Below are 11658 nucleotides of genomic sequence, written 5' to 3'. Positions count from 1 at the left end.
GGGGAAGGGGTGGTTGGGAACGCGCGGAGGAGCGGGGGCGCTGTTATCCTGCGGGGCCGCTCGCCTTTCGCCCCTCCTGCCCCTGGTAGAACGCCGCATGTCCGCGCCCGCGCCCCGTCCTCCCTCTGTCGACAGCCTGCTGGGTCCTGGCGGCGCGCTGGAGCAGGCGCTGCCCGCGTACGAGCACCGCCCGGAGCAGCTCCAGATGGCGCGCGCCGTGGAGCGGGCCTTCTCCGAAGGCAGCTACCTGCTGGCGGAGGCCGGCACGGGCACGGGCAAGACGCTGGCCTACCTGGTGCCGGCGCTCCTGGCGGGCCGCAAGGTGGTGGTGTCCACCGCGACGAAGACGCTGCAGGACCAGGTGTTCTTCAAGGACCTGCCGCTGCTCAGCGAGAAGCTGGGGCTCCAGTTCGAGGCGGCCTACCTCAAGGGGCGGGGCAACTACCTGTGCCTGCACCGCTACGAAGCCTTCGAGAAGGACCCGCAGTTCGTCTCGCGCGATGAGGCGAAGCAGTGGCCGCTGCTCAAGCGCTGGGTGACGGAGACGGAGACGGGGGACCGGGCGGAGCTGGACCTGCCGGAGTCCTTCGCCACGTGGTCGCGGCTGTCCACCACGTCGGAGACGTGCCTGGGTTCGCGCTGCTCTCAGTATGAGACGTGCTTCGTCACGAAGATGCGCAAGCGCGCGGAGGCCGCGGACCTGCTGGTGGTGAACCACCACCTGTTCTTCGCGGACCTGGCGCTGCGCAGCTCCGGCAAGCGCACCGAGGGCGTGCTGCCCTTCTACGAAGCCGTCGTCTTCGACGAGGCGCACGCGCTGGAGGACGTGGCCAGCGGCCACTTCGGCTACAGCGTCTCCAACTACCGGCTGGAGGAGCTGTCGCGCGACGCGGTGGCGGCCCTGCCGGTGAAGGATGAGCGGCACGCGACGCTCGCGGCGCTGGCCCAGCGGGTGCGCTCGCACGCGGACGCGCTGTTCCTCCAGGCCCCTCGCGCGCTGGGGTTCTCCAGCCAGGAGTCCACCGTCGCGCTGCGCCCGGAGACCATGGGCAAGCTGTCCGGCGCGCTGGAGCAGGTGCGCGAGGGCCTGTCCGCGCTGGCGTCCTTCTCCGGCAGCGAGCGCGAGGCGGAGCTGGCCGCCATCCACCGCCGCGCCGAGGAGATGGTGGAGCAGCTCACCTTCCTGGAGAAGGCGGAGTCCTCCGAGCACGTCTACTGGGCGGAGGCGCGCGGCAAGGGCATCTTCCTGCGCGCGAACCCCATCGACGTGGCGAAGGAGCTGCGCGACCGGCTCTACGGCGCGCTGGACACGGTGGTGTTCACCTCCGCGACGCTCGCGGCGGACGGCCGCTTCGACTTCTTCGCCAAGCGCATGGGCATGTACGACGAGGAGGGTCAGCCGGTGACGCGCGTGCGCACGCTGGCGGTGCCCAGCCCGTTCGACTTCCCCCGGCAGTCCGCGCTCTACCTGCCTACGCACCTGCCGGACCCCAGCGCCCCGGGCTTCATCGAGGCGGCGGCGGAGGAGATCATCCAGTTGTGCGAAGTCACGGGCGGGCGCGCCTTCGTGCTCTTCACGTCCTTGCGCAACATGGTGCGCGCGTATGAGCTGACCGCCACGCGGCTGCCCTATCAGGCGCTGCTCCAGGGCGAGCGGCCCAAGGCGCAGCTCCTGGAGTCCTTCCGCCAGACGCCCAGCGTGCTCTTCGCCGCGCACAGCTTCTGGGAGGGCGTGGATGTGCCCGGGGATGCGCTGAGCCTGGTCATCATCGACCGGCTCCCGTTCGCGTCGCCGGGGGACCCGCTGGTGGCCGCGCGCATCCGGCAGATTGAGGCGCGCGGTGAGGAACCGTTCGACCAGTACCAGTTGCCGCAGGCGGCGCTGGCGCTGCGCCAGGGCTTCGGGCGGCTCATCCGCACGCAGGCGGACCGGGGCATCGTGGCGATGCTGGACCGCAGAATCGTGACGAAGGGCTACGGCCGCGTGTTCCTCTCCAGCCTGCCGCCCGCGAAGCGGATGGAGGACACGACGGAGCTGAGCCGCTGGTTCAATGGACCGGTACGCCCCGTTCCGCCGCTGAGAACCGTTCGTTGAACCCGTCGCGCAGGCGCAGGCCCACGCGCGCCTGGAAGGGCGGGGCGAGCGTGTCCACGCCCGCGCGGCCCGCGAGGTAGGAGCGGTCGAACAGGTTCTCCACCGCGGCGAAGGCGGCCACCTTCCAGAAGAGGTGGCGGCTCACGAACAGGTCCACGATGGCGGCCCCTCCCATGCCGCGCGCGTTGAGGTCGTCCTCGTACTGCGGGCCCACGACGCGAAGCTGCGCGGTGGCGGTGAGCAGGGACGGCTCATCGAAGGTGACGCTGAGCGAGCCGCGATGCCGGGGGTCCTGTGGAAGCTGGCGGCCCACGAGGTCCGGTTGGCCGGGCGCGTCGGTGACGACGGGATCCACGAACGTGTAGGCGGCAAGCACCGTCCACTGGCGGGCCGGGCGCCAGTCCGTGCCCAGCTCCACGCCGCGCACGCGCGCCTGGCCCAGGTTCTGGCGCTGGCGGGTGGTGCCGTCGGGCAGGGGCGTGGCCAGGGTGACGTTGGTGACGGGCGCGTCGAGCACGTTCCAGAAGCCGGTGATGCGTCCGATGAGGCCGCCGGGGCCCAGGGTCTCCACGCCCGCCTCGGTGCCCCAGAGGCGTTCGGCGTCCAGGTCCGGGTTGGCGGCGGTGAGGACGGTGCCCACCTGGAAGGGGCGGTACAGCTCATTGAGCGTGGGCGCGCGGAAGGCCCGGTAGACGGAGGCGCGCAGGGTGAGCCAGTCCAGCGGGCGCAGGCGCGCGGCCAGCCGCGGGCTGAGCTGGCCGGCGGTGCGGGGGGCGAAGTCGGTGGCGGTGGTGTAGCCATCCGAGCGGCTCTCCAACTGGTAACCATCCCGGTTGCGCCACACGTCCCAGCGCAGCGTGCCGGCGAACTCCAGCGCGGAGGACACCGTGTAGAGGTCCTGCACGAAGAGCCCACCGGAAAGCTGCGTGCCCCGGGTGGTGCGCGCGTAGATAGACGTGGGCGTGTACGTGGCGGGGAAAAGCAGCTCCTGCGCGGTGCCGGCGGCGCGGCGGGCATCCACCCCGGCGGCGAGCACGTGCGTTCCGCCCAGCGTCAGGTTGGGTCCGGTCCACACGAGCGAGCCGCCCTGGTCGTTGGCGGGCACGTCCTGGAACGCGGAGCGGATCTCGTAGTCGCGGTCCGCGCTGACGCGGGCGCGGTTCTGGGCGAAGTGCTGGGTGCGACCGTAGAGGCCCAGCTCGAAGGTGCCGGTGTCCTGCGTGCGCAGACGGGCGCTGCCGGTGAACCACGCGAGGTCCACGCTGGCGACGGTGTAGCGGGTGCCGCCGTTCTGCGTCTCTCGGAACAGGCTGGCGCGGGCGGTGAGCAGGAGGTCGTCGGTGGCCTGCACCTCCACGCGCGCCTGCCCGGTGAGGTGCTTGGACGGGGTGTTGGCGTCGATGGAGCCGCGCTGGTCGGCGGGGACGATGCGGTAGCCGTCGCTGGTGAGACCTTCTGCCTCCAGGGAGATGCCCACGCGCTTCCAGCGGTCCGCGATGCGCGCGCCGAAGAAGCCGGTGCCCTGGTTGCCCACCGACACGTCCGCGTCGATGACCCCGACGATGGGCTGGGAGATGAGCTGCACGACGCCACCCAGCGCGGCGCTGCCGTAGAGCGCGGAGCCGCCGGTGGGGACGACCTCGATGCGGTCCAGGCCCAGCCGGGGCAGGGCGCGCCAGAACACCCAGCCTCCGTAGGGGTCGTTCACCGGCAGGCCGTCCAGCAGCACCAGTCCCCGCGCGACGCCGGAGGGCGCGAGCCCGCGCAGGTTGAGCCCCTGCGCGGTCGGGTCCGCGACGAGGGACGGCGTGCGGCGGAAGGTGGCCGCTGAGGGCAGCGTGCGCACGAGCGCGTCCTGCGTGAGCGTGGGGCTGCGCTCGATTTCGTCGCGGGGAATCACCACCGTGGTGGCGGGCACGTCACGCAGCGGGCGCGGCAGGCGCGTCGCGGTGACGACGGTCCGGGTCTCGGCGGGAGCTTCGGGTTCGGCGGGGGTGGACTCCGCGCTGACGGGTGCGCCTGCTTCGTCGCGGTCCTGGGTTCCCTCGGACGACGGTGCCTCCACCTGCGCCGCCGCGATGCCGGGCAGCAGCAGCGCCAGCCTGAAGCAGACTCCAATGCCTCGCAGGACGTGAGCGCGCCGTCGGAGGGGCGCGGCAAGCGGACGGGAGGGGGCGGCCGGGCCGGTCATTCCCGCCGCTCTAGCGGAGATACCGCCCTCGCGGGAGGGCGCATCCACCCGGGCTCGCTCCACCCGACGGGGGACGACACTCCCGGGGCGCTCCCCGAAAACACGAACGGCGGTGAAGGGCCGAAGAAGGCCGCTCACCGCCGTCGCTCCGGAACCCGGGAAGCCCCAGGTCCCGCGGACACTACGCCGTGGCCGCGCCACCGCCCGCGGCGGCCGGGCCCTGGTACTGCGCGTCGCCGAAGCCGAGGATGGCGTAGAAGACGGGGCCGAGCAGCGCCAGGCCGATGCCGAAGCCCGTGCCCTTGCCGAACGACTTCGCCATGTCGATGCCGATGATGAAGAGCGCGATGAAGTTCACGCACGGAATCAGCGCCAGCACGATCCACCAGGCCGGACGGCCGATGATCTTCGTCATGACGTAGATGTTGTAGATGGGGACGATGGCCGCCCACCCGGGCTCGCCCGCCTTGGTGAACGTCTTCCACAGGCCCGCGATCATCGCGCCGATGAAGGCAAAGTAGAAGATGTAGAACAGCGGGCCCGGGCCCGCGCTCTGCTGCTCCTGCATCTGCCGCATCATCTCAAGCTGCTGTTCATCCATGGCTGACTTCCCCCTCGGAAGTGTGGGACTCCGGCTCCAGGGCCGGTCGGTGTCCAGGTTCAGTGCCGAACAATTCGCGAAGTAGGGGGGCGAATGCAAATTCCTTCACCCCCATGCCGGCTTCGTCTCGAACCTTGAGACTTCCCCGTCTCACGCCTTCAGCGTCTCCGGCACCTCCCAGTCCGGCTTCAGCCGCTGGATGACCTTCACGAAATTCTCCTTGTCCTGGGCTTTCTCCAGCGCGGCGTCCGGGAGGATGACGTCATCCTTCACCAGCCGCTCCAGGTGCATGTCCAGGGTCTGCATGCCCTGGCCCTGGCCCGCCTGCATCTTGGAGGCGATCTGGAACACCTTGCCCTCGCGGATCATCGCCGCGATGGCGGCACTGCCCACCAGGATTTCGAGCGCGGCGACGCGGCCCTTGCCATCCGCGGTCTTCAGCAACTGCTGGGCGACGATGCCCGCCAGCGACTCCGCGAGCATGCCGCGCACCTGACCCTGTTCGTCCGCGGGGAAGGTGTTGATGATGCGGTCGATGGTCGCGGGCGCGCTGTTGGTGTGGACCGTGGCGAACACCAGTACGCCGAAGCTCGCGAGTTGGAGCGCCAGCTTCATCGTCTCGCTGGTGCGCAGCTCACCGATGAGGATGACGTTGGGGTCCTCGCGGCCGGCGGAGCGGATGGCGGTGGCGAAGCTGGACGCGTGCGGACCCACCTCGCGGTGGGTGACCTGGGCCTTGAGGGACTCGTGCACGAACTCCACCGGGTCCTCGATGGTGAGCACGTGCGAAGCGCGCGTCTTGTTGATGTGGTTGATCATCCCCGCGAGCGTCGTGGACTTGCCGCTGCCCGTGGGGCCCGTCACCAGCACCAGCCCGCTGCGGCGGTCCGCCATCTTGCGCACCACCTCCGGCGTCTTCAGGTCCTCCAGCGACAGCACCTTGCTGGGAATGGTGCGGAAGACGGCCCCGATGCCGGTCATCCGGTAGAAGTAGTTCGCGCGGAAGCGGGCCTTCGTCCCGTAGCCATAGGCGAAGTCCAGGTCCAGCTCCTCGGTGATCTGCCGCTTCTGTTCGGGCGAGCAGAGCTCGAAGAGCAGCGACTCCAGCTCCTCGGTGGTGAGGGGCTCGTCGCGCAGCGGCACCAGTTCGCCACGGATGCGGCCCAGGGGCGGGTAGCCCACGGCCATGTGCAGGTCGCTGCCCTTCTTTTCGAGCAGCACGTCGAACCAGGTCGCGATGCGAGGTGTGTCCGTCATGTCAGGCGCCCTTCTTGCCAAGCAGTGAGCCCACCTTGGACAGCATCCGCGCGCCCTCCTGGGGCGTGGCGGGCGCGGGCACGGTGGTGGCGCCAGCGCCGGGGCGCTTGCCCGTCACCATGGCCTCGATTTCGTCCGGGTTCTCCGCGAAGCCCTTCACCGTCTCCAGGGTCGCCTTGCCCGACTTCGCCAGGTCCGCCAGCGAGTCCTCGAAGCGGATGATGCCCAGCGACTTGCCTCGCTGCTGGAGCGACGGAATCTGGAACGTCTTGTTGTCGCGGATGAGGTTGCCCAGGGCCATGGAGCCGGGGAGCACCTCGGCGGCGGCCACCATGCGCTTGCCGTCCGCGCTGGGCATCAGCCGCTGGCTGACGATGAGGCGCAGGCCGCTGGAGAGCGACAGCCGCACCTGGCCCTGGTCCGCCGGGGGAAAGAGGTCGATGAGCCGGTCGATGGTCTTCGCCGCGCTGGGCGTGTTCATGGTGCTGATGAGCAGGTGGCCCGTTTCGCTGGCCGCGAGCGCCATGCGCACCGTCTCCGTGTCGCGCAATTCACCCACGACGATGACGTCCGGGTCCTCGCGGAGGCTGCCCTTGAGCGCGCTGGCGAAGGTGCGGGTGTTGCTGCCCACCTCGCGCTGGCTGATGAGGGCGCGCTTGCGCGGGTGCACGTACTCCACGGGGTCTTCCACGGTGAGCACGTGGTGCGTCGTCTCGCGGTTGATGATGTCCAGCAGCGCCGCGAGCGTGCTCGTCTTGCCATGGCCCGACGGGCCGGTGAGCACGATGAGGCCCTGGTGGTGGTGCGTCGCCTTGGCGATGTCCGCAGGCAAACCCAGCGACTCCAGCGTGGGAATCTCCCGGGGGATGACGCGGAAGACGCCCTTGAGGCCCGTGCGCTGGCGGTTCACGTTGACGCGGAAGCGCCCGGTGTCCTCGGAGTCCAGCGCGAAGTCCACGCTGCCGTCCTTCTCCAGCACGTGGCGCAGGCGCTCCGGGATGATGGGCAGCAGCAGCCGCTCCACCGTCTCCGGCGACAAGGGCGTGTCCTGGGGCTGCAGCTCCCCCGCGAGCCGGAACAGCGGCGGCCGCCCCGCCACCACGTGCAGGTCGCTGGCGAGCATGCTGCGCGCCTGCTCCAGCAGCACGGCCAGGTCGCGGCCCGGCGCGGAGGTCGTCCGCGAGATGGGAATGGCGCGCGCGGCGACCGGTGCGGCGTGCCCATGCGCGGCGGCGGACGGAGCCGCTGGCGGCGCGGCGCTGGGCGCGCGGGCGAAGGCCTCCACCGGCGCCGTGACCGCGGGAGCCCGAGCCGGGGCCGCTGGCGCAGCGGGGGCTCGCGCGGCGGCCGGGGCCGGGCCACCCACCTGGGCGGTGCGCGCGATGGCTTCGGCGGGGGCCGACACGGCGGGCATGCCACCGTAGGGCGTCCGCGTGGGGGCCGCTGGAGCCGCCGCCGGGGCCTGCGCGGCCGGAGGAGCAGACTGCGCCGCGCCCTCGGTGCTCTTGGTGAGGCGCACGTTCATCAGCTCGCCACGGCGCACCGCGGCGATGGAGAGCGCGCCCAGGCCGGTGGCGTTCACCGTCCATTGCACGGGCGTCTCCGACACCGTGGAGGCTCGCGCCATGCCCACCATGGCCTGGAGGGCCTTCACGAGCTCTTCGGTGGTGAGGGCGCCGGGATCAACGGGCTCGTAGCCGGTGGCGTTTCGCACCATGGGCGGACGGCCACTGGCCAGGGCCAGCTCGGTGATTCCGGGACGCGACAGGTGACGCAGCAGCTCTGCGAGCGGTTTCATGCGGGGGGGTGGCCCCACCGCTGCCGTGCGTCAGGCCCGGCGGGGTGGAACCCGCGCAGGATAGTCGACCGCCGCGCTGCGGAATACCCGGGGGGCTGCCCCTGAAAAGCACGACGGGAGCGGCCGTGTGAGGGCCCCTCCCGTCGGGAACAACCTTCCGCGTCGGATGCGCGGGACTACAGCTCGCGCGACATCAGGAGCCGCAGCTTGCCGGACTTCTTGGAGACCACCGTGGCCACCGTGGTGAAGCCCTCCTTGCGGTAGAAGCCCACCGCGGGCGCGTTCGCGGGGTCCACGCGCAGGGCGATGGTCTTGCGGTACATGTCGCGCGCCACGTCCAGCGCCTTGTTGAGCAGCTTCTGGCCCACGCCGTGGCGCCGCAGCTCCGGCTTCACCACGATGTTGCGCAGGTACGCCGCACCGGGCACCGGACCGTCGCGCTCCACCGTCACGTAGCCCACGATCTGGTTCTGCACGCGGGCCACATGGAGGAAGGGCTTGAGCTGGGTGAGGGCCTTGAGGCTGTCCTCCTGGCTCTCCCCACGTCCCTTCCAGGGCTCGGAGTTGGAGCGCAGGGCCGACACCGCGGTCAGGTCCTCGTCGGTGGGCGGACCGAATTTGACCCCGTTCACCAGGTCATTGGGGAGGTTCGCCACGTCCATCACCGGCGTGGGGGCCACCTCGACGCCTGGATCCACCTGCTTCATCGTCATCGCCTTGCTCCTCCGTCGCGTCCGCGATCCTAACCGGTCACCCCGTACCCGTGCACGCGATCATTCCGCGCACAGTGTCCTCTTTTCCGTGTGGGGAGACGTCCTCCTCTTGGATCGAGGAGCGGGAATCTCTCGAAACGCCACTCGCGCGGGCTCCATTCCAGGAGGATGCTTACCGCTCTGTCGTACGGCATGCGACCGGCCTTCCGCCCAGGGCGTGGGGCCATTATAAAAAGCGGGTACCGAATCCCCCTCGGTCCGAGTCCTCCCCCTTGCAACTGAACCACGCCCAGCGAGAGCTGACGCTCAAGATCGTCTATTACGGCCCCGGGCTCAGCGGGAAGACGACCAACCTGCGCAAGCTGCACGCCCGGGCGCGGCCCGACGTGCGAGGTCGCCTGCTGTCGGTGGACACGCACGACGACCGGACGCTCTTCTTCGACCTGCTGCCCGTCTTCTTCTCCACGTCGGCGGGCTTCAAGGTGAAGGTGAAGCTCTTCACCGTCCCCGGCCAGGTCATCCACAACGCCACCCGGCGGGTGGTGCTGCAGGGCACGGACGCGGTGGTCTTCATCGCGGACAGCCGGCGCAACGCGTCCCAGGAGAACAACGCCTACTGGCGCAACCTGCAGGAGAACCTGCGGGAGATGGAGCTGGATCCGCAGCAGGTGCCGGTGGTCATCCAGTTCAACAAGCGCGACCTGCCTGACAGCCTCACGGACGCCGAGCTGGAGGACATCCAGAAGAAGGGCACGCAGCCGGTGGTGGGCTCGGTGGCGGTGCGGGGCGAGGGCGTGGTGGAGACCTTCCACGCCGTGGCCCAGGCGGCCTGGCGCGCGCTGGAGGCGCGGGCCCACCTGTCGCGCAACGTGGGCCTCACGGAGGATGAATTCCTGGGGCAGATCTTCCGGCACGTGGACCTGGCCGGCACGGCCCTGGAGGGGCGCTACGGTCCACCGCCTGGCGACCGGGCGACCGGGAGTCCGCAATGAGCGGCCCGCCGTCGGGAGGCCCCTGGGACACGCTGGGCGCGCCCCGCCGCGAGTCCGCCCTCCAGCGGCGACTGTCGTTGGGAGACCTGCTGGACCTGCCATCCTTCTCGGAGGTGGTGAAGGGCTTCAGCGACCTGTACCGCGTGGGCATCAAGGTGCTGGACGTGCGCGGCACCAAGCTGGCGGACGTGAAGGTGGGCCACGGCGACTTCTGCGCCTACGTCTTCTCCTTCCCGGACGGCCGGCATGCGTGCACCGCGATGGTGGGCCGGGTGAAGGACGGCCCTGTCCTCCCGGAGGCAGGCGGGCGCGTGGCCGACGGAGGAGAGGCCTCCGAGGCGTCGGGCCTCATCGCGCTCACGTGCTTCACCGGCCTGCGCTACGTGGTGATGCCCGTGCGGTGGGACGGCGACCTGCTGGGCCGGGTCATCCTGGGGCCCTTCACGCCCGAGGAGCTGGCGGACTTCCCCGACACGCTCACCGGCATCCAGGGCCTGGACCTGGAGCGGGCGCACGAGCTGCTGGCGCGCGTGCGCCGCGTCCCGGAGCGCACCGCCGCGCAGGTGCTGGGCCACTTCGGCCTGGTGCTGGGCGCGCTCGTCGCCAGCGGACAGAAGTCGTACCTGGCCACGCACCTGCACCTGGAGTCCACGCTGGAGGTGCACCGCGAGCTGGAAGCGCAGAACGCGCGGCTGCTCCAGGCGAACACGCGGCTCAAGGAGTTGGACCGGCTGAAGTCGTCCTTCCTGGGCACGGTGAGCCACGAGCTGCGCACGCCGCTGGCGTCCATCCTGGGCTACTCGGAGATGATGGCGGAGGGGCTGGCGGGGCCGCTCAACCCGGAGCAACTGCAGTACGTGCGCACCATCGTGGAGAAGGGCGAAACGCTCCTCTCGATGATCTCCTCGCTCCTGGACCTGAGCCAGATTGAAGCGGGCCGTCTGCGGCTGTCCATGGCGCCGGTGGACCCCGGCTACATCATCCAGACGGCGGTCTCCAGCGTGCTGCCGCAGGCGCAGCGCAAGGGCTTGGAGCTGGAGGTGCGGCTGCCGCACACGCCGCAGCCGAGGCTCGCGGGCGACCTGGACAAGCTGCGCCAGGTGGTGGTGAACCTGCTGGCCAACGCGGTGAAGTTCACGCCGTCGGGCGGCCGGGTGAAGGTGACGCTGTCGGACGCGGCGATGCAGCAGGAGCTGGGCGTGCCCGGCTACCGCATCAGCGTGGAGGACACCGGTGTGGGCATCCGCACCGAGGAGTTCGAGCGCATCTTCCAGAGCTTCTACCAGGTGGACGGCAGCTCCACGCGCGAGTTCGGCGGCGCGGGGCTGGGGCTCGCCATCGTGAAGAGCCTGGTGGAGGGCCACGGCGGCCGCGTGCGCGTGGAGAGCGAGTTCGGGCACGGCTCGCGCTTCATCGTCCAGTTGCCCCTGCACCCGCCGATGCCGGAGCGCGGCCTGTCCGCCGCGCCGCCCCTGCCGGAGCCGGACCGCTTCTGAGGCGTGGGAGCGCCCGACCGACAAGGCGGGTCGGGGCAGTACGGCGACAGGCTGCCCATCAATCCCGCGGCGAGTCCGGGGTGTGCTGTCCGGGGGCGCGGCGCTTCAACAGCTCCTCGACCCCGGGCCCCGCCGGCAGCAACGTGGGCAGGTGCGTTTGCACGAAGGCCCCCGCGAGTCCCAGCAGCATGACGACGCCCAGGGCGCGTCCCAGCCGCAGGGTGAGCGAGCGCTGTTCGGACACGCGCGCCACCAGGATGAAGTTGATGGCGGCGCTGGCGAGCGACGCGATGATGGCGCCCACCCCGGCCGTCGTGGGGGAGATGGTGCCGTTGGCGCACAGCGATGCGGCGGAGGCCACCGCGGACGCGCTGGACACCAGGCCGCCCAGGGCGCTCACCGCGTAGAAGCCCCAGCGGCCCAGCAGCGTCTGGCCCACCGTGCCCACCACCTGGAGCGCCAGGAAGATGAGTCCGAACTTCAGCGCGGACGGCAGGGAGAAGGGGGACTTGAGG

General features: G+C 70.8%; 9 protein-coding genes. 3 read left to right on the top strand and 6 right to left on the bottom strand.

Translation table 11 applies throughout. The features are described from left to right. Positions 1 to 97 precede the first annotated feature (97 nt). Positions 98 to 2095 carry a DNA repair helicase YoaA gene (yoaA, locus tag D7Y13_RS29790; RefSeq protein ID WP_120536991.1) on the top strand — a complete coding sequence of 666 codons (1998 nt, stop codon included), beginning with the start codon at positions 98 to 100 and terminating at the stop codon, positions 2093 to 2095. On the opposite strand, the gene D7Y13_RS29785 is transcribed toward yoaA, so the two are convergent. The 5 genes from D7Y13_RS29785 to D7Y13_RS29765 form a co-directional block, all read right to left on the bottom strand. Further along, positions 2049 to 4286 carry a TonB-dependent receptor gene (locus tag D7Y13_RS29785; protein WP_120583615.1) on the bottom strand — a complete coding sequence of 746 codons (2238 nt, stop codon included), beginning with the start codon at positions 4284 to 4286 and terminating at the stop codon, positions 2049 to 2051. The genes yoaA and D7Y13_RS29785 overlap by 47 nt on opposite strands. Positions 4287 to 4467: 181 nt before the next feature. Next, positions 4468 to 4887, bottom strand: a complete 420-nt coding sequence (locus tag D7Y13_RS29780; protein WP_120536989.1) for a DUF5684 domain-containing protein — start codon at positions 4885 to 4887, stop codon at positions 4468 to 4470. Positions 4888 to 5037: 150 nt separating this feature from the next. Continuing rightward, a complete protein-coding gene (locus D7Y13_RS29775) occupies positions 5038 to 6144 on the bottom strand; it encodes a type IV pilus twitching motility protein PilT (protein ID WP_120536988.1) in 1107 nt (368 codons plus the stop codon). A 1-nt stretch (position 6145) separates the two neighbouring features. Continuing rightward, positions 6146 to 7942 carry a type IV pilus twitching motility protein PilT gene (locus D7Y13_RS29770; protein WP_120536987.1) on the bottom strand — a complete coding sequence of 599 codons (1797 nt, stop codon included), beginning with the start codon at positions 7940 to 7942 and terminating at the stop codon, positions 6146 to 6148. 176 nt (positions 7943 to 8118) lie between these two features. Further along, positions 8119 to 8655: a GNAT family N-acetyltransferase gene (locus D7Y13_RS29765; protein WP_120536986.1), complete on the bottom strand. Its 537-nt coding sequence runs from the start codon at positions 8653 to 8655 to the stop codon at positions 8119 to 8121. 272 nt (positions 8656 to 8927) lie between these two features. Between D7Y13_RS29765 and D7Y13_RS29760 the strand changes: the two genes are divergently transcribed. Both D7Y13_RS29760 and D7Y13_RS29755 read left to right on the top strand, forming a co-directional pair. Then, positions 8928 to 9647 (top strand): GTP-binding protein, encoded by a 720-nt coding sequence (locus D7Y13_RS29760; RefSeq protein ID WP_120536985.1) that lies wholly within the window; start codon positions 8928 to 8930, stop codon positions 9645 to 9647. Further along, entirely contained in the window at positions 9644 to 11143 is a 1500-nt protein-coding gene (locus D7Y13_RS29755) for an ATP-binding protein (RefSeq protein WP_120536984.1), read from the top strand. The genes D7Y13_RS29760 and D7Y13_RS29755 overlap by 4 nt, the downstream gene beginning before the upstream one ends. Before the next feature lie 58 nt (positions 11144 to 11201). Here D7Y13_RS29755 and D7Y13_RS29750 read toward each other — a convergent pair. After that, the coding region (locus tag D7Y13_RS29750; RefSeq protein ID WP_244222388.1) for a DUF4010 domain-containing protein at positions 11202 to 11658 on the bottom strand (457 nt) is incomplete at its 5' end.

Source organism: Corallococcus praedator, assembly GCF_003612125.1.
Taxonomy (GTDB): domain Bacteria; phylum Myxococcota; class Myxococcia; order Myxococcales; family Myxococcaceae; genus Corallococcus; species Corallococcus praedator.
This window is presented reverse-complemented; position numbering and strand designations above follow the sequence as displayed.

What these genes read in the sequence shown, in the direction of transcription:
- yoaA (WP_120536991.1), top strand. Translation starts at nt 98, where the DNA reads ATGTCCGCGCCCGCGCCCCGTCCTCCCTCTGTCGACAGCCTGCTGGGT.
- D7Y13_RS29785 (WP_120583615.1), bottom strand. Translation starts at nt 4,286, where the DNA reads ATGACCGGCCCGGCCGCCCCCTCCCGTCCGCTTGCCGCGCCCCTCCGA.
- D7Y13_RS29780 (WP_120536989.1), bottom strand. Translation starts at nt 4,887, where the DNA reads ATGGATGAACAGCAGCTTGAGATGATGCGGCAGATGCAGGAGCAGCAG.
- D7Y13_RS29775 (WP_120536988.1), bottom strand. Translation starts at nt 6,144, where the DNA reads ATGACGGACACACCTCGCATCGCGACCTGGTTCGACGTGCTGCTCGAA.
- D7Y13_RS29770 (WP_120536987.1), bottom strand. Translation starts at nt 7,942, where the DNA reads ATGAAACCGCTCGCAGAGCTGCTGCGTCACCTGTCGCGTCCCGGAATC.
- D7Y13_RS29765 (WP_120536986.1), bottom strand. Translation starts at nt 8,655, where the DNA reads ATGACGATGAAGCAGGTGGATCCAGGCGTCGAGGTGGCCCCCACGCCG.
- D7Y13_RS29755 (WP_120536984.1), top strand. Translation starts at nt 9,644, where the DNA reads ATGAGCGGCCCGCCGTCGGGAGGCCCCTGGGACACGCTGGGCGCGCCC.